The sequence below is a fragment of the Leifsonia sp. A12D58 genome (genome assembly GCF_047530025.1).
Taxonomy (GTDB): Bacteria; Actinomycetota; Actinomycetes; order Actinomycetales; family Microbacteriaceae; genus Cryobacterium.
On the sequence record NZ_JBLJAT010000001.1, the window covers coordinates 408,051 to 425,384 of the forward strand.

General features: G+C 63.7%; 17 protein-coding genes. 7 read left to right on the plus strand and 10 right to left on the minus strand.

Going from position 1 to position 17,334, the window contains the following annotated elements; genetic code table 11:
* Nucleotides 1–9: 9 nt before the first annotated feature.
* Nucleotides 10–1,335: an MFS transporter gene (locus ACMT3I_RS01980; protein ID WP_414802762.1), complete on the plus strand. Its 1,326-nt coding sequence runs from the start codon at nucleotides 10–12 to the stop codon at nucleotides 1,333–1,335.
* 18 nt (nucleotides 1,336–1,353) lie between these two features.
* Here the strand turns inward: ACMT3I_RS01980 and ACMT3I_RS01985 are convergent, their stop codons facing one another.
* Nucleotides 1,354–1,770 carry a VOC family protein gene (locus tag ACMT3I_RS01985; RefSeq protein ID WP_414802763.1) on the minus strand — a complete coding sequence of 139 codons (417 nt, stop codon included), beginning with the start codon at nucleotides 1,768–1,770 and terminating at the stop codon, nucleotides 1,354–1,356.
* Nucleotides 1,771–1,872: 102 nt separating this feature from the next.
* On the opposite strand from ACMT3I_RS01985, the gene ACMT3I_RS01990 reads away from it, so the two are divergent.
* A complete protein-coding gene (locus tag ACMT3I_RS01990) occupies nucleotides 1,873–3,180 on the plus strand; it encodes an FAD-binding protein (protein WP_414803512.1) in 1,308 nt (435 codons plus the stop codon).
* A 48-nt stretch (nucleotides 3,181–3,228) separates the two neighbouring features.
* The gene (locus ACMT3I_RS01995) at nucleotides 3,229–4,521 is read left to right on the plus strand and encodes a M18 family aminopeptidase (RefSeq protein ID WP_414803513.1); all 1,293 of its coding nucleotides are present in this window, start codon (nucleotides 3,229–3,231) and stop codon (nucleotides 4,519–4,521) included.
* Between the two features lie 21 nt (nucleotides 4,522–4,542).
* On the opposite strand, the gene ACMT3I_RS02000 is transcribed toward ACMT3I_RS01995, so the two are convergent.
* Together ACMT3I_RS02000 and ACMT3I_RS02005 are read right to left on the minus strand one after the other, a co-directional pair.
* Nucleotides 4,543–5,004 (minus strand): type II toxin-antitoxin system Phd/YefM family antitoxin, encoded by a 462-nt coding sequence (locus tag ACMT3I_RS02000; RefSeq protein WP_414802764.1) that lies wholly within the window; start codon nucleotides 5,002–5,004, stop codon nucleotides 4,543–4,545.
* A 63-nt stretch (nucleotides 5,005–5,067) separates the two neighbouring features.
* Entirely contained in the window at nucleotides 5,068–6,243 is a 1,176-nt protein-coding gene (locus ACMT3I_RS02005) for a low temperature requirement protein A (protein WP_414802765.1), read from the minus strand.
* A 98-nt stretch (nucleotides 6,244–6,341) separates the two neighbouring features.
* Here ACMT3I_RS02005 and ACMT3I_RS02010 point away from each other — a divergent pair, with 98 nt between their 5' ends.
* Nucleotides 6,342–6,884 (plus strand): MarR family winged helix-turn-helix transcriptional regulator, encoded by a 543-nt coding sequence (locus tag ACMT3I_RS02010; protein ID WP_414802766.1) that lies wholly within the window; start codon nucleotides 6,342–6,344, stop codon nucleotides 6,882–6,884.
* A 14-nt stretch (nucleotides 6,885–6,898) separates the two neighbouring features.
* The gene (locus tag ACMT3I_RS02015; protein WP_414802767.1) at nucleotides 6,899–7,699 is read left to right on the plus strand and encodes an SDR family oxidoreductase; all 801 of its coding nucleotides are present in this window, start codon (nucleotides 6,899–6,901) and stop codon (nucleotides 7,697–7,699) included.
* A gap of 22 nt (nucleotides 7,700–7,721) precedes the next feature.
* Here ACMT3I_RS02015 and ACMT3I_RS02020 read toward each other — a convergent pair whose 3' ends face one another.
* From ACMT3I_RS02020 to ACMT3I_RS02040, 5 genes are all read right to left on the minus strand, one after another.
* Nucleotides 7,722–8,903 carry a MarP family serine protease gene (locus tag ACMT3I_RS02020; protein WP_414802768.1) on the minus strand — a complete coding sequence of 394 codons (1,182 nt, stop codon included), beginning with the start codon at nucleotides 8,901–8,903 and terminating at the stop codon, nucleotides 7,722–7,724.
* Nucleotides 8,904–8,931: 28 nt separating this feature from the next.
* Nucleotides 8,932–9,699, minus strand: coding sequence for an RNase H family protein (locus tag ACMT3I_RS02025; protein WP_414802769.1), 768 nt, complete (start codon nucleotides 9,697–9,699; stop codon nucleotides 8,932–8,934).
* A 137-nt stretch (nucleotides 9,700–9,836) separates the two neighbouring features.
* On the minus strand, nucleotides 9,837–10,883 hold the full coding sequence (locus tag ACMT3I_RS02030) for a medium chain dehydrogenase/reductase family protein (protein ID WP_414802770.1): 1,047 nt from the start codon (nucleotides 10,881–10,883) through the stop codon (nucleotides 9,837–9,839).
* A gap of 85 nt (nucleotides 10,884–10,968) precedes the next feature.
* Nucleotides 10,969–11,553: a TetR/AcrR family transcriptional regulator gene (locus tag ACMT3I_RS02035; protein ID WP_414802771.1), complete on the minus strand. Its 585-nt coding sequence runs from the start codon at nucleotides 11,551–11,553 to the stop codon at nucleotides 10,969–10,971.
* Between the two features lie 81 nt (nucleotides 11,554–11,634).
* Nucleotides 11,635–12,549 carry an SDR family NAD(P)-dependent oxidoreductase gene (locus tag ACMT3I_RS02040; RefSeq protein ID WP_414802772.1) on the minus strand — a complete coding sequence of 305 codons (915 nt, stop codon included), beginning with the start codon at nucleotides 12,547–12,549 and terminating at the stop codon, nucleotides 11,635–11,637.
* A gap of 99 nt (nucleotides 12,550–12,648) precedes the next feature.
* Between ACMT3I_RS02040 and ACMT3I_RS02045 the strand changes: the two genes are divergently transcribed.
* Nucleotides 12,649–13,314, plus strand: coding sequence for a TetR/AcrR family transcriptional regulator (locus ACMT3I_RS02045; protein WP_414802773.1), 666 nt, complete (start codon nucleotides 12,649–12,651; stop codon nucleotides 13,312–13,314).
* An 80-nt stretch (nucleotides 13,315–13,394) separates the two neighbouring features.
* Here the strand turns inward: ACMT3I_RS02045 and ACMT3I_RS02050 are convergent, their stop codons facing one another.
* Both ACMT3I_RS02050 and ACMT3I_RS02055 read right to left on the minus strand, forming a co-directional pair.
* On the minus strand, nucleotides 13,395–14,201 hold the full coding sequence (locus ACMT3I_RS02050; protein ID WP_414802774.1) for a family 1 encapsulin nanocompartment shell protein: 807 nt from the start codon (nucleotides 14,199–14,201) through the stop codon (nucleotides 13,395–13,397).
* Between the two features lie 2 nt (nucleotides 14,202–14,203).
* Complete coding sequence (locus ACMT3I_RS02055) at nucleotides 14,204–14,671, minus strand: hypothetical protein (RefSeq protein ID WP_414802775.1); 468 nt, start codon at nucleotides 14,669–14,671, stop codon at nucleotides 14,204–14,206.
* Between the two features lie 66 nt (nucleotides 14,672–14,737).
* On the opposite strand from ACMT3I_RS02055, the gene ACMT3I_RS02060 reads away from it, so the two are divergent.
* Complete coding sequence (locus ACMT3I_RS02060) at nucleotides 14,738–17,296, plus strand: DEAD/DEAH box helicase (RefSeq protein WP_414802776.1); 2,559 nt, start codon at nucleotides 14,738–14,740, stop codon at nucleotides 17,294–17,296.
* Nucleotides 17,297–17,334 lie beyond the last annotated feature (38 nt).

Below are 17,334 nucleotides of genomic sequence, written 5' to 3' on the forward strand. Positions count from 1 at the left end.
GGTGAACACGTGACTGCTGAACCCTCCACCGAATCTTCCACCGAGCCTGCTTCTGTGCCCGCTGCGGTGCCTGCATCCGACGTGCCTGATGTGCCTGAATCCGAGGTTCCTGCACACTGGAAACGCAACGTCACCCTGTTTCTGAGCGGCCAGACGATTTCGCTGTTCGGCTCGATGATCGTGCAGTACGCGGTGATGTGGTGGGTCACTTTCGAGACCCAATCGGGCTTCGCTATCGCGTTGTACGCCATCGCGGCATTCCTGCCGCAGGGCATTGTGTCGATCTTTGGCGGTGTGGTCGCCGACCGGATGAACCGCCGGTTGCTGGTCATCCTGGCCGACGGTTCAATCGCGGTTGTCACCTTTGTGCTCGCACTGCTGATGCTGAACGGTGTCACCGATTTGTGGATCATTCTGCTTGCCGTCGCGGCCAGATCGATCGGGGCGGGGGTGCAGACTCCTGCCGTGCAGGCGATGATTCCCCAGATCGTGCCCGGCGAACAGCTACTGCGAGTCAACGGCATTTTCGGCACCATCCAGTCGGGGATGGCGCTGCTCGCCCCAGCAGCGGCCGGTGCGGTGTTCGGTCTGTTCGGCATCGTTCCGGTGTTCTTCATCGATGTCGTGACAGCGGCCATCGGAATTGGCTTCCTGGCGTTCGTGGCCGTGCCGACGCTCGCGTCGATTGCCGCAAAGACATCGACGTACCGTGAAGACCTCGTCGAGGGCTTGCGTTATATCTGGGGACACCAGGTCGTTCGCTGGCTGCTCGGAGTGTTCGCCATCATCTTCGTACTCACCGTCGCGCCCACGTTCATCGCGCCGCTGTTCGTCGCCCGCACCTTCGGTACCGAGGTCTGGATGGTCACGGTGCTCGAGATCGCCTTCAGCGTCGGCATGATGTTCGGCGGAGCCCTGATCGCATCGGTACTGGCCAAGCGCAGCAGGATCGGGCTGATTCTCTTTGCGACCTTCGGCTTCGGCATCCTCACCGTTGGGCTGGGGCTGGCGCCCAACCTCTGGACGTTCTACGGATTCATGTTTGCGATCGGACTGCTGGTGCCGCTGTTCTCGGCACCTGTCATGACGCTCGTGCAAGAGAGTGTCGAGCCAGAGATGCACGGCCGTGTGTTCAGCTATGTCAGCATCGTGATGGCGCTGGCGACCCCTGTCGGCATGACGGTGTTCGGTCCGCTCGCCGATGTCATCAGCGTGCAACTGCTGATGATCATCGGCGGTGTTGGAACGATTCTGCTGATGACCGTGGCCGTGCTGCTCCCGTCGGGCCGCGCCGCGATCGCAGCCGCGCGAGTTCAGCAACCAACAGCGGGCTAGCGCCTGCCTGAGTGTCGGTCAGGCTCCCGGAGTCTCCGGAGCAGCGCTCAGGTCCATCCAGTTCACTTCCCACTGGTGCCCGTCAGGGTCGAGGAAGCTGCGGCCGTACATGTAGCCGAAGTCCTGCGCATCGCCGGCAACGCTGCCGCCATTGGCCAGGGCCTTGTCTGCGAGAGCGTCGACAGCATCGCGACTGTCAGCGCTGAGGGCGATGAGCACCTCGACGGCCTTCGAGGTGTCAGCGATCTCGCGCGGGGTGAAAGTCTTGAAGAAATCGTGCACGAGCAGCATCGCGTAGATGTGACCGTCGTCGATGATGAGGCAGGTTGCGTTCTCATCGGTAAACTGGGGATTGAACGAATAACCAAGGGCCGTCCAGAATTCGACTGACCTGTCGAGGTCTTTCACGGGCAGATTGACGAAGATCATCGTCATGGAAATCTCGCTTTCGATCTGGGGCGGGTGATGTGCCGCACGCGGCTACGCCCAGTCAAGCGTGCCGACATCGTGGCGTCCAGTGCCGCTGCCATGATTGAGATGCACCGTGGCATCTCTGCCCGGCGCGGGGAGGACTCATCAGTGACACTCGAAATCGGCGCGAACTGGGCCGGAAATCTGGCATATCGGTCTGTGCGTATCGAGGAACCCGCCACGGTGGCTGAGGTGCAAGACCTGATCGCTGGCGCCACATCGGTACGCCCGCTCGGTACCAGACACTCGTTCAACGCGATCGCGGATTCAGCCGAACTCTTGATCTCGACAGCTCGACTGACGGCTCCTCCTGTTATCGACGCTGGGCGCCGAACTGTCACTGTGGGCGCTGGCATCCGCTACGGCGACCTCGCCACCCAGCTGCAGAAGGCCGGCTGGGCGCTCGCCAACCTCGCGTCGCTGCCGCATATCTCCGTCGGCGGTGCAATCGCAACGGGAACCCATGGCTCAGGGAACAATGTCGGCTCTCTGGCCAGCGCTGTCGCCGGGCTCGAACTCGTCACGGCAACCGGAACTGTGCTGCAGCTGCAACGTGGGGATGCTGACTTCGACGGCGCTGTCGTCAGCCTCGGCGCCTTCGGCGTGGTGACGAGTGTGACGCTCGATATCGAAGAGACATTCACGATCGAGCAGTCGGTGTACGAGCTGCTTCCCTGGGCATCACTCGAAGCACATTTCGATCGGATCACCGGTGCGGCCTATAGCGTCAGCCTGTTCACCACCTGGCGTAATCCTGATGTCTTCGATCAGGTGTGGCTGAAGCGCAGGCCCGATCAGGATGCCGCTGCCCCCGCGGATCTGTTCGGTGCCATTCCGGCGACGGGGGAGCGACACCCGCTGCCCGGAATCTCAGCGGTGAACTGCACCCCGCAACTCGGTGTCGCCGGAGCCTGGCTCGATCGCCTGGCTCACTTCAAGCTGGCATTCACCCCGTCGAATGGCGACGAACTTCAATCAGAGTTTCTCGTTCCGCGCGCGCACGCCGTCGCGGCGCTGGCCGCCGTACGTTCACTCGCCGATCGGATATCGCCGCTGCTGCAGGTGTGCGAGGTGCGCACGATGAAGGCGGACAGCCTCTGGTTGAGCCCGGCAAGCGAGACAGACGCCGTCGGCATCCACTTCACCTGGCTTCCTCGGCAGGCCGAGGTGGAAGCGCTGCTGCCCGAGATCGAAGCTGCACTCGCTCCATTCAACGCGCGGCCGCACTGGGGCAAGCTGTTCACGCCCGATGCGGCGCTGCTCGACAGGCTCTTCCCGCGGCTGGCTGACTTCCAGGCACTCGCTGCCCGGCTCGACCCTGAGCGCACATTCGTGAACACGTTTTTGGCGAGCACGGTGCTCCCGGAGCGCTGACCGGACGGTGGGCATCCCGACACATGGTTGGATTGAACTATGGACGTAATGCCAGCCTTCATCGATGATTTCGCCGCGTTCATCGCGGCCTCGCCTAGCTCGTACCACGCAGCAGCAGAGGTGGCCAGGCGTCTTGACGACGCCGGTTTCACCCGGCTGAGCGAGGCAGAGGCGTGGGGGAACGATGCAGGCAAGCGCTACGTCGTGCGCGACGGCGCGATCCTCGCGTGGATCCAGCCCGCCGGATCCACATCGACAACGCCATTCCGCATCCTGGGCGCACACACCGATTCTCCTGGCTTCAAGCTCAAGCCGAAGCCGACAACCGGCTCGAACGGCTGGCTGCAGGCCGGCGTCGAGGTTTATGGCGGCCCGCTGCTGAACTCGTGGCTTGACCGCGAACTTGAGCTTGCCGGGCGCCTCGTCACCCGCGACGGCCAGGAACACCTGGTGCGCACCGGGCCGTTCATGCGCATTCCCCAGCTCGCCATCCACCTTGACCGCGGGGTCACCGCCAACGGCCTCACCCTCGACAAGCAGCGCCACCTCAGCCCGGTCTTCGGCGTGGGCGAGGCGAGCGAGGCCGACCTGATCGGGCACCTCGCCGGGATCGCCGGTGTCGAGGCAGCGGATGTCGTTGGTTACGACATCCTCACGGCTGACACCAACCCGCCGGCGCGATTTGGCCTGGACAACCAGTTATTCGCCGCCGGTCGCATGGACAACCTAAGCTCGGTCTTTGCCGGGCTGATCGCCCTGCTGGGTACCGCAGGCGAAGAGCCTGTCGACGAGGACACCGAGGTGCCCTCGCACATCAGCGTTCTCGCGTCCTTTGATCACGAAGAACTCGGTTCAGAGTCGCGCTCCGGTGCGAGCGGTCCGATGCTCGACGACATCCTCTCCCGGATCGGTGAGGGGCTCGGAGCAACTGTCTCAGACAAGCTGAGGGCCTATGCCGAATCCTGGTGTGTCTCTGCAGATGCCGGCCACGCCGTGCACCCGAACTATGCAGAGCGCCACGACCCAGTGAACCAGCCGATCGCCGGTGGCGGACCCCTGCTAAAGATCAACGCCAACCAGCGTTATTCGACCGATGCCGCTGGCGCTGCGCTGTGGAACCGTCTCTGCGACGCTGCCGGCGTGCAGTTTCAGGAATTCGTCTCGAACAACACGGTGCCGTGCGGATCGACGATCGGTCCGCTCACGGCGACCAGGCTCGGCATTCGCGTCGTAGATGTTGGAGTGCCGTTGCTCTCAATGCACTCGGCGCGCGAGCTGTGCCACGTCGACGACCCGGTGGCGCTGTCTGCAGCGATCTCGGCGTTCTTCGCGGGCGAGTAGAGAGAGCCGTGGCCGTAGGCGCTAACGCGGCAACCGCTGCCCGCGCCGCTTGATCGGTGGCGTTCCGTCGACCCCGTGTCGACCGTCTCGCGGACCGGGGTCCGGCAGCGCAGGAAGCTGGTCTTCTCCCTCGAACTCACGGGGCACAGGAGTCACGGCAGAGGCATCGTCTGCGCCCGTCGTTGCCGTCGGGCCAATCGACGGATTCGTCTGGTGATGCCCCATTGCACTGAGCCGCGCGACATCGTGACCGCGGTCGGTCAGGACGACGTCGTCACCGTTCTCGACACGATCGACAAGTATCGCCAGGTGTCTGGATGCATCCGCGACGCTCACCCGAAGCGGGCCGAGCCCGGTGGCGATGCCGAAGTGAACGGGAGGGTACGGGTCGTAGCTGGCGTCGTTATCGACGCCGTGCCTGCCGTCCCGTGGCCCGGGATCCGGCAGTTCTGGTAATTGGTCTGGGTCGTCGACGTAGTACACGAATGAGCCCCTCTCCCGTGACTGATGCCTGATTTCGAGCGTACGCCGACCCCGAGGGAGTTGCTACGCCACCGATCGTCTCCACACGATTTCGTCACCGATGAGAACGATGAGCAGCACGACGTTCACCAGCCAGACGAGGGCAAGCGCTGAGAGCATCGGGTGCCCAAACGCGAGGCCGACGAGCACGAGCGCGCCGAGCACGTTGCCGCCGAGCATCCGGCCGCCGATCGCGCGGCGGAACAATGCGTTGCCGAGCAAGAAGAGCGCTGATGATCCGCAGGTGAGCCAGGCTGTCCACGAGCCGGAGTCTTCAAGCGGGTTCCCAAGGATGAGGCCGTCGGCGACTGCTGACAACACGATGCCGAACACCATGGTGATGGGCACATACGTGTACGCGACCTGGGCGATCATCCCGCGTTCGCTCGCGTGGCTGATGTAGTCGCTGCCGCGCTGCTGGCCGTGCGCAAAGTACAACATCCACATCAAGACGGTGCCGGTGAATGCCGCCAGAAATGCCAGGACGAACTGCCATTCAAGGGGCGACTCGGCGAAAGTCGTGCCGGTGACGATGATCGATTCGCCCAGTACGATGATCAAGAACAGGCTGACGCGCTCTGCCATGTGCTCGCCTGACACATCCCAGGTCTCGACGCCAGAGCGTCCGAGCCCCGGTGTCCAGAAGCGGGCACGAGGGCCAGAGATGTCGAGCAGAAGGGCGACGAGCCAGATCCAGATGCGTAGATCCTCAGGCGCGAATGCTCCGCCGATCCAGAGCGAGCCTGAGACGACCTCCCACAGTCCGATCCGGACGAAATTGACTGCGTGGTCTGGCCGATACCGCGCAAAGGCGAGCGCAGTGAAGGTACTCCGTACCAACTGGAACGCCACCATCGAGAACGCGAACAGCACTGCCTTGTCGCTGAAGGCTTCTGGGATGGCACTGGACATCAGAATGCCGAGCAGCATCAGAACGATGAGCAGCCCGCGAACCGGACCGCGTTCTGGATTCAGCCAATTGGTCGCCCAGGTGGTGTTGATCCAGACCACCCACACGACGATCATCAGCATGGCTGTGTGGCCGAGCTCGACGGCATCCTGGCGGTGCAGAAGCACATGGGAGACCTGGGTGACGGCGAAGACGAACACCAGATCGAAGAACAGCTCGACGAACGTCACCCGGTGCGCATCATTACCGGTGGTCGGGCGCAGCACGTCGCTGCCGATTCCGATCTTCATGCGAATCAGCGTAGTGTGAACAGGAGTAAACTACTTTCCATTGGACAGTATGTTTGTCACCTGTGGTCACACTCAGGTGTCGAGAGGAGGCTGGGCGCATGGCTCGGAAAATCGATGATGCCCAGATCCGTGCCGATAGTGCGGCGGACGACGCAGCTGCGAGCATCCCACTGCCATACGAATCAGATCTGCTGACGTCACTCCTTGGTATCGTCCAGGAATGGACGTCGTCGTCATTTCTTGAGGAGTTCGCACGCCGGTCTGGTATCCAGCTCGACTCGAATGCCATCTCGGCCATCTACCTGCTCGGCCGCCGGGGTCGCCTGCGTCCTTCTGAGCTGGCGCACGGTCTCAAGATGTCGGCTCCGACAGCGAGCAAGCTGATCGCCAGACTGAGCGACGCCGGACTTGTCTCTCGGGGCGCCAACGAGAGCGATTCTCGCTCGTCGTTCGTCGCGCTGACGGAGTCCGGCGCCCATACGGCAGTCACCCTGTTTGAGAGTGGCGACCTGATGATGGCCGACCTCTTGGCCGACTGGTCTCCCCGTGATGTGAGCGCATTGACCCGGCTCATCCATCGGCTGGCGGAAACTGTGACCGCCCCGAACCCATCCACACCACACGCAACACAACACAACTGAAAGTGAGTCACCCCATGGGTATTTACGCTGTCACCGGTTCCGCATCCGGTATGGGAAAGGCCAGTGCAGACAAGCTGCGCGCAGAAGGCCACACCGTCATTGGCATCGACCTGCGCGATGCTGACGTTCTTGCCGACCTGTCGACGACCGATGGCCGCGCCGCTGCCGCAGAGGCTGTCATCGCTGCATCGGGCGGCAAGCTCGACGGTGCAGTCCTCGCTGCCGGCCTCGGCCCGGTTCCGGGACGCGAAGCCCTGATCGCCCAGGTCAACTTCAAGGGTGCAACCGAACTGCTCGGCGCGCTGCGTGAATCGCTCGCGGCTGCCGGAAACAGCAAGGTCGTCATTTTCGGCTCGAACTCTGCCACCACCATTCCCGGAATCCCGGACGCCGTTGTCAACGCATTCCTCGACGACAAGCTGGAGACGCTGCCCGAATTGCTGGCACCGTTCGGCGAGCACGCGGCAAGCTTCGCGTACGGCGGATCCAAGCTCGCGCTCAGCCGCTGGCTGCGTCGCACCGCAGTGCTGCCCGAGTGGGCAGGCGCCGGCATCCGCTTGAACGCCATCGCTCCGGGAGCCATCCTCACCCCGCTGCTGCAGTCCCAGCTTGACGGTCCAGGCCGCGCCGCAATCGAAGCCTTCCCGGTTCCGATCGGTGGCTTCGGCGACCCGGATGCCATCGCGTCCTGGATCACGTTCATGCTGTCACCGGCCGCTGACTTCCTGTGCGGCAGCATCATCTTCGTCGACGGCGGAACCGATGCTCTCTTCCGTGCCAATGACTGGCCGGTCAGCATGGCCGCGCGTAGCTAGTAATCCCCAGTCGTCAGTGTGACTAACCGCTGACGCATGCACCGGTCGTCACTGAAGCGCTGAGCGAAGGCGCCGCGGTGGCGACCGGCTGCACTTCATCCATTGCCAGGGCGTAGCCCACGTTGTCGGTTTCGGTCGACGTGGCGAAGATCACGCCGGCGACCTTCCCTGCCTTGCTCAGTAGCGGTCCGCCAGAGTCGCCGTGGTTCACGTCGGCGGCCAGGGTGTAGACCTGACGGAGTGACGGATCCTGACCGTAGATATCGGCCACCAACAGCTGTGAGACGTTGATCACCTGAGCGGCGCTTGCGGTGAACGGCCCGCCAAACGGGTATCCGCTTGCCACCGCGGGGCTGCCGACTGACAAATTACTCGTCAGATCGAGCGGTGACGCATCAAGACCGTCGACAGCGATCACTGCAAGATCGTCCTCCGGATCGAAGTACACGACAGTGCCCTGGATCGCCTGGCCGGCGGGGGACTCCACGACCGGTTCGCTCACGCCGGCGACAACGTGTGCGTTGGTGATGATGCGGTCATGCGAGACGACGAATCCGCTGCCTGACTGGTTCTGTCCGCACGCGTATGCGTTGCCGGTGATGCGCACGACCGACTGGGCGGCAGCGTTCAGCTCCGCGGTGCCGAGATTGATGTCTGGAATTGGCGGCACCTCACCGGTGAATGCCTCGGCAATCTTCGGCAAGCCGTCATCGACGACGGTTGTGCGCAGCTGGGCGAGAAACGACTGCACGGGCGTCGGCGTCAGGGTGTTGATGGTGCGCAAGACGTTCGAGGATGCGATGGCGGGCGACAGCCAGGGCACGCCGAGCACGGCCACGCTGGTCGACAGCATCAGGAGCACCAGTGCAGAGGCGACAGTGGCAACGACTGCGCCGAGGGCCCGATCGATCACGCGAAGCTTCGACTTCTGCGTGCGGCGCCGGAGCACATAGCCGACGCTCTGGCCGATGCTGAGCCCGCCGATCACCAGCACCACAGCCGCTGCCAACGCTGCAGGTGTGCGCCACTCGGGAGCAGGGATCCAGAGCGTGACGAGCGGCACGATGAAGTATGCGGCGATGCTGCCGGCCACGAGGCCGATCAGGGCGCTGAGACTGCCGAGCAATCCGCTGCGATATCCCGAAACGAAGAATGAGATGAGGATGATGATCAGGACTACATCGAGGATGCCCGAGCCGCTCATGGGTTCCTTTCCTGCGGTTCTGTCAGTGCTAAATCAAGCTGCGCAGGAATTCTTCGATGCCGACGCCACGCTCGTGTGCCCGCTTGACGAGTCTCGCGTGGTCAGCTGAAGTGAGCGTGATCGAGAGCGTAGTCGAGTCATCTGGGTCATTGCCTGAGGTGTCTGTGCTATCTGTGCTGCTGCTCTCAGCGCTGAAGTCAGCGAAGTCGAAGAGGCCAAGCGCTTCAGGTGCAGGGGCGGATGCCGGCGCTGCTGATGATGGCTGTGCCGTTGATGCTGCGGATGCCGATGCTGCCGGTATTGCCGGCGATACCGACGGAGTGGGGTCGCCGGCGCGCACCCAGCCGGGACCGGCAGGAATAGGAAGTCCGCGCTGGAATGCCTCCGACACGGCCCGTGCTCGTGAGTCGGCTGCTTCGTTGAGTGGGTGGTTGGCGTGGCCCTTGACCCACTCGAACCTGTAACGTCGTCCCGCCAGGACCTCATCGAGTTCTTTGAGCAGCTCGATGTTCATCACTGCCTTGCCGTCGGCCTTCTTCCAGCCCTTGCGCTTCCAGCCCGGCATCCACTTCGTGATGGAGTTGATCACGTACTGGCTGTCGCAGAGCACAAGCAGGTCGTCATCGAGGTGGGCCGTGGCGCGGAACAGCTCAAGAACAGCCTTCAGCTCGCCCTGATTGTTCGTTGCGTGCTTCCATCCGCCGGCTGCCCAGCAGGAGTCGTCGACATACCAGGCCCATCCGGCTGGTCCAGGGTTTCCCAGGGCTGAGCCGTCTGCGGCAGCGGTAATCGTCATGTGTCCAGTCTTTCATCTGGCTCGATGCGTTTTTACCCGTTTCGCTGTCGCTCCGGTGTTCGTGCCCCCCCATGGACGCCGACCCGATCTTCATCAGGGAGGGGCGACACCGATGCTGCCCGCGCGCTCGTTGCGGGTCAGGGCAGCAAGATCACCTTTCCGTTGAGAGTGCGGGACTCGGCGAGGGTTAGCGCCGCGGCCGCTTCTTCGAGGGGGAACCGCGCGGCGATGTTGGCCTTGATGGTACCGTCGGCGAGCAGGGCGAACACCTGGGCGAGGTCATCCTCGAGGTGTGCGCGGAAGCGCTTGGGACGGGTCTTGTGCCCAGCCCAGAGGTCGTAGAACCTCGCGCGGCGCCCGTTCGGCAACGCGTTCCAGACCATCACCCGCCCGATGGCGGCGACGAAGTGCATCACCAGTCCGCCGGAGCCACCGGCGATCCCGACGATGGCGAAACAGACCAGGGTGCCGCCGCGGGTGAGCAACTCGAACGAGGTGCGTGCCATCGGTCCGCCGATGTTGTCAAAGACCGCGTCGACTCCCTCTGGCGCCAACTCCCGCACGCGCTCCGCGAAATGAGGGTCGGCGTAGTCGACCGGCTCGACTCCAACCGCCCGCAGCACCTCGTGGTGCCTCGGTGAAGCTCCACCGATTACGCGGATGCCCTCCCGCTGCGCCAGCTGGATGAGGATGCCACCCACTCCGCTGTTTGCGCCGTGGACAAGGATGGTCTGGCCGGGCTTTACCCGCGCACTGCGGTGAAGCATCTGCCAGGCGGTCACTCCGTTGACGACGACGGTCTCCGCATCCGCTGGTTCAATTCCGGCTGGCACCACGATGCTGTCGATTGCCGCGACGACCGCGTGGGTGGTCCAACCCCCTGTCTTCGTCATTGTCGCGACGCGCTGTCCGAGGAGTGTCGGATCGACCCCATCGCCCACCTGCAGCACCGTGCCGACGATGTCGTAGCCGGGCACGAAGGGGAAGGCGGGCTGCCCGAAATAGCGGCCGCGGCGCATCGACTGTTCGGCGAAGGAGATGCCGGTGGCCTCGACTTTGACGAGCAGCTGACCGGGTCCGGGAGCATCCACCACGAAGCTTTCGACCTGAAGGCCGCTGGGCTCGACGAGGCCGGGCAGCACCACTCGGGTAGCGGTCAGTGGGGCTCGTGCGGTCGTGTTCATCATGTTCTCCATCTGTTTGTAACTGACTGAACAGTCACATTTTTGGGCAAAGCCTAGTGGCCCAGCTCGGGTTGGTTTGTATCGGTCAGGACGGGTGGCTCATGCCCGCGGTGATGAGCTCAGCCCAGCTTTCGCGCACGTCGTCGAGGCCGGCCTGCACGATGAGGTGACAGAGCTGGCCATACGCGATGAAGCGCTGCACCGCGATCGGATCGGCACCCGATGCGCGGGATACCTCACGCACGATCGTCGCGAGGCCTCGATGCACGGCATCCCGGATCTCCGGCACATCGCAAGCGCTCTGCGCATGCACCTGCAGCATGATGAGGTCGCGGTCGCGGATAAGGTCGACGTAGGCCAGGGACATCGCCTCGAGCACATCGTCGGGCTTCGACGACGACGACGAGGTCTCAGCGCCTGCGAGTAGTGCAGACGCCACTTGTTCGTAGCAATAGTCGATCGTGGCCACGAACAGGCCCAGCTTGCCGGGGAATAGGCGGAACACGTACGCCGGCGACACCTGCGCTGCCTCAGCGATCCCCGCAACCGGCGTGGCATGGTAGCCGGCGCGGGAGAAGCCAGCGAGGGCGTGCGCGACGATGCGGGTGCGCTGTTCGTCTGCGGTGGAGCGCGGGGCTCCCGCCTGGGACCGGAGCACAGGAGAAGTCATGTGACTGATTGAACACTTACAAGTGCTCAATGTCAAGCGGGCACCCCGCAGCTCAGGCTTCTGCGAAGAAGTTGGCCAGCGCTACGGGGTTGGCGCACCTAGGGGAAAGGCCACTCCAGTGAGTTCTTCGGAGACGGTCCACAGGCGTTGCTGGATTTCCTGGTTGTGGGAGTCTGCGCTGGAGGTGACCACCTTCGGATATCCGCGGTTCTGACCGCCATGGGCGGGACCGTAGTACTGGCCGCCGGCGACCGCTGGATCGGTGGCGGCTCGCACAGTGGGCATGGCGCCCATTTCGGGCTTCTGGGAGATCAGCGGCGCCAACCAGGTGAGGGGTACCCGGATCGCGGCGGGTGTATCGCGGGTGAGGGCGGTGTTGGCCACGCCGGGATGGGCGGCCACCGCGATTGTCGTGCCGTGCGACGCGAGCCGACGCTGCAATTCGTACGTGAACATCAGGTTGGCCAGTTTGGCCTGGCCGTACGCGCCGGCGCGGCTGTACGAGCGCTCCCACTGCAAGTCGTCGAAGTGGATGGCGGCCCTAATGCGGTGGCCGTTACTGCTGACCGTCACGACGCGGGAGCCGGGGACGGGCAGGAGCCGGTCGAGCAGAAGGCCGGTGAGGGCGAAGTGGCCGAGGTGGTTGGTGCCGAACTGCAGCTCGAAGCCGTCGGCCGTTGTTCGCTTCGGGGTATACATCACGCCGGCGTTGTTGACCAGAAGATCGATGCGCGGGTGGGCGGCGCGCAGGTCGGCCGCCGCGGATCGGACCGAGTCGAGGGAGCTCAGGTCGAGGGCCTGGACAGTGACGTCGCCGGTGATGCGGGCGGCTGCCTGCTTGCCCTTCTCGACGTCGCGGACGGCCAGGACCACAGCTGCCCCGCGCGAGGCGAGCATGCGGGCGGTTTCGAAGCCCAGCCCGGAGTTGGCGCCGGTCACGATGGCTACCCTGCCGTGCTGATTGGGAATGTGTTGCTCTGTCCAGTTGTCGCTCATGGTGCACTCCTAAAATACTGACGGTCTGTTATGAGATCACCATAAGGTACCGCCGGTCTAATGTCAAAGAACCGGCGGTCTTTAAGCTAGGCTGATGGCGTGACATTCCAGCGAGCGCGAAGCGAAGAGCAGCGGGAGATCCGCCGCCGGGCAATTCTGGATACGGCCGCGGCAATGCTCGACGAGATGCCTGTGGCCGAGGTGAGCCTCAACGAACTCAGTCGGCGGGTGGGCCTGGCGAAGTCGAACGTCCTGAGATATTTCGAGTCGCGCGAGGCGGTGCTGCTCGAACTGCTGGATGACTTTCTAGGAAGCTGGCTCGACGAGCTGGCGGAGGAGCTGGACGCGGGCATCGAGCCGCACGCGGCACCGGATGTGCGGGCGCGCCAGTTGGCCGAGGTCCTCAGTCGATCGTTGGCTAGCCGAGTTGTGCTGTGCGACCTCTTCGGTGCGCAGGGCGGCGTCCTCGAGCACAACGTCTCGGTCGAGGTGGTCAAGAGACACAAACGCTCTTCCCTCGCCAGGCTCGCGGTCATGACCGAACTCGTGTGCCGCCATGTGCCGGAGGTCGGCGACGGCGCGCAACTGTTCTGCCTGATGAGCCTGGTCTCGGCGGGCGCCCTGTCGGCCTACGTCCCGCCGCCGCCCAGCCTCCTTGCCGCTTATGCGGACGAGCCCGCCCTCGGCGTGCTCAACCTCGACCTTCGTGATGCCCTGCGGGTCTCCTTCACGTCGTCGCTCGTTGGCGTGCTGCCGCGCGGCTGACTCTCTCCGTCTCGCCAGCGCATGGGCGACCACGTTTGCTCGAATCGCAGGAGTCACTGTTAGTTAGGCCGCGCGCAAGATCAGGACGCATCCAGACTGATTGCAGCTTCGGGAGTGGCGACCCTGAAACTGAAGGTCTCTTCGAGGTAGAGATGCACGTCATCCGGGTCGTGATAGTCGTACCCGACAGAGAGGTCTTCGCCGGATTCGAATAGAAAGTCTCCACCGCGCAGGCTGAGGACGACACCGCCGCGTACGCCGGGTGCCCAGACGATCGGGCCACCGAGGATCTTGCGCACGTGATCGAACAACGGGTAACCACCATGTTCGGCCGTCTCGATGATTGCCGTGTAGTGCGCAGGCCCGACGGCGAGTCCGTATGGGCCACTGATCCCGCTCGACAGCAGGATTTCGACCGCCTTGGCCACCCGCTGCGGGTAGTCGTTGAAGTCGTCGACGCGTGGCACCGGCGTGTGCGGGGATGCCTCGGTGATGCCGACGATTCCGGCGGCCTTCCAGCCGTGGAAGACAGCGGCGTTCTCGGTGAACGCGATCTGCATCGCCGCGTCATCGAGGTCATCGAGGTCGGTGTCGACGGCACCGCGATCGAAGTCGAGCAACTCTTCACGTGACACCGTGAATTCTGCCCTGACCTCGGTCAGCGGTAGTACCAGACGACGTCTGGCGCTGATGGCATCGACGGGGGTGTGCGGGATCGGTTCGGTACGGCCGAGATTGGTCGCAGAGTATTTCCAGCCGAACGGACCGGCGAAGTCGACAAGTCTGCGGGCACCGAGGGCGGAGGTGAGCCGTTGCTTGGCCTCGAGGTCGAGCAGTGCCCAGCCTTCATCACTGATCGGGGCGTGTGCGCGTAGCAGATGGTCCATGACTAACGCTCCTGACCTTTCAAGCTTCCGATGCCGAGCGATCCGCCCGACACGATTCCGACTCCACCACCTGCACCGTCACGCGAGCTGACGGTGGGATTTCCGCTGGGGCTACTGCTGCCTCCGCTACCGCTCTCTCCCGTGAGAGAAGCATCCGAACCGGCCGCGGCCTCCGATCGTTCGCCGTTCTCGACGATGTCGCCATCCTGGAACAGGATGCCGCGAGCGGTCTCGCGCCAGAGCGGCTTCTGCCGCAGCAGAAACTCCAGGTCCATGCTGAAGTGCTTGAACTCCTCGCCGAGGGAATCGGCCATGATTGCACGCGAGACGGCATCAGGTTCGAGCGACATCCGCTGCTCGTACCAACCGATGGCTTCAGCCTCTTCGGTGAGGTTGGAGCACATTCTGGCGAATGTTCGAGTCTCGGCCGAGAGCTCATTCGCCGGCTCGTGATATTGATCGAATCCCATAAGAACCCCTCTCAACCAACAGATCTGCTCCGACAGTACGCCCGGGTAAGGCAAGATCGAAGGATCATGTCAACACTCGAAGCACTGCCGCACGTAACCGATCCCGATGTGCTGTTCGAGGCATTTGAGCTCTGGGCCGGCCGCCAGGGACTGACGCTGTACCCGGCGCAGGAGGAAGCGGTCATCGAGATCGTCTCTGGCGCCAACCTCATCCTCAGTACGCCAACCGGCACCGGCAAATCACTCGTCGCGATCGGCGCACACTTCGCCGCGCTCTCTGCCGGCAAGCGCAGCTTCTACACCGCGCCGATCAAAGCGCTGGTGAGCGAGAAGTTCTTCGCCCTCGTCGAGGTATTCGGCGCGGAGAACGTCGGCATGATGACGGGGGACTCCTCGGTCAACTCTGACGCTCCCATCATCTGCTGCACCGCTGAGATCCTGGCAAACCTGGCCCTGCGCAACGGTGAGGACACCCCGGTCGACCAGGTCGTCATGGACGAGTTTCACTTCTACTCAGACCCGGATCGCGGGTGGGCCTGGCAGGTTCCGTTGCTCACGCTGCCGAAGGTGCAGTTCATCCTGATGTCGGCAACGCTTGGTGATGTCACCGAACTGGCTGCAGACCTGAAGCGCCGCACCGGTCGGGAGACCGCTGTTGTCACGGGTGTCGAGCGCCCGGTGCCGCTGCACTACTACTACGAGACGACGCCCATCCATGAGACGGTCGAGGACCTGCTCGGCACCGGGCAGTCACCGATCTACGTAGTGCACTTCTCGCAGGCTGCTGCGCTTGAGCGTGCGCAGGCACTGGCCAGCGCCAAGGTCGCCACACGCGAGCAGCGGGATGCCATCTCAGAACTGATCAAGGAATTCAGGTTTACGACAAGCTTCGGCAAGACGCTCTCGAGACTGATCAAGATGGGCATCGGTGTGCACCATGCCGGCATGCTGCCGAAGTATCGGCGTCTCGTTGAGCAGCTGGCCCAGCGTGGCCTGCTCCGCGTCATCTGCGGCACAGACACTCTCGGCGTCGGTATCAACGTGCCGATTCGCACGGTGTTGTTCACCGCGCTCACCAAGTACGACGGCACGAAGATGCGCCAGTTGAACGCGCGCGAGTTCCACCAGATCGCCGGGCGGGCCGGTCGCGCGGGTTACGACACCGCTGGCACCGTCGTTGTGCAGGCTCCTGAGCATGAGAGCGAAAACCTCAAGGCCATTGAGAAGGCAGGAGACGACCCCAAGAAGCGCCGCAAGATCATCCGCAAGAAGGCGCCTGAGGGCTTTGTGTCGTGGGGAGAACCGTCGTTCCAGCGCATCGTCGCTGCCGAGCCTGAGACGCTCACGTCCAGCATGCAGATGACCAGCGCCATGCTCATCAACGTGATCGCGCGCGGTGGGGATGTCTTCGCCAACGTGTACTCGCTGGTCTTCGACAACCACGAGCCGTGGAAGCGCCAGCTGGAACTGGCCAAGCGTGCGCTCGGCATCTACAAGACGCTGCGTGCTGCGGGGATCGTCGAACAGGTGACCGATCCGAAGACGGGGGAGACGATCATCCGTCTCACCGTCGACTTGCAGCCAAACTTCGCCCTCAACCAGCCGCTGTCGCCCTTCGCGCTCGCCGCATTCGAGCTGCTCGATCCTGACCCTGCAGTCGTCACCGGTTCAGGCAACTATGCGCTCGACATGATTTCGATCGTCGAGGCGACGCTCGATGATCCGCGTCCCGTGCTTTCTGCGCAGCAGTTCCGGGCGCGTGGCGAGGCTGTGGCCGCCATGAAGTCAGAGGGCATCGAATACGACGAGCGGATGGCGCTTCTCGAGGAGATCACTCACCCGAAGCCGCTGGACGAGTTGCTGACGTATGCGTTCGACACGTACAAGCTGTCGCAGCCGTGGATCGCTGACTTCGAGCTCAAGCCGAAGTCGGTCGTGCGCGACATGTATGAGCGGGCGATGTCGTTCGGCGAGTTCATCGCCTATTACAACCTGGCCCGCAGCGAGGGTGTTGTGCTGCGATACCTGTCTGACGCCTTCAGGGCGACCAGGCAGACGGTACCGGATGAGGCCAAGACCGAAGACCTGCTCGACCTGATCGAGTGGCTGGGCGAACTGGTGCGCCAGGTCGACTCGAGCCTGCTCGACGAGTGGGAAGAACTGATCCACCCCGATCTGGCCGCACACGAAGCTGGCGAGAGCGCAGTACTGCCGCCTGCGCCGAAGCGGTTGACGATGAATGTGCGGGCGTTCCGCATCCTGGTACGCAACGAGATGTTCCGCAGGGTGCAGCTGGCCGCGCGTGAAGACTACGAGGCGCTCGGCGCTCTGGATTCGGCCAGCGGCTTCGACTCCGATGCCTGGGCGAATGCCATGGACGACTACTTCGAGGAACACGATGAGGTGCTGACCGGTGCGAATGCCCGGAGCGCGTCGCTGATCATCTTCGATGAGACAGGCCAGCGGCCTGACGGCACCGTGGCGACCGGATGCTGGACTGTGAGGCAGATCTTCGACGACCCTGCAGGCGATCACGACTGGGGTATCTCGGCTGAGATCGACCTGGCGGAGTCGGATGAGGCTGGCGCGGCTATCGTGCGGGTGACCGGGGTGGACCAGCTGTAGGTGCCGCTTCTGGTGCTGCTTCTGGTACCGCTGTCAGG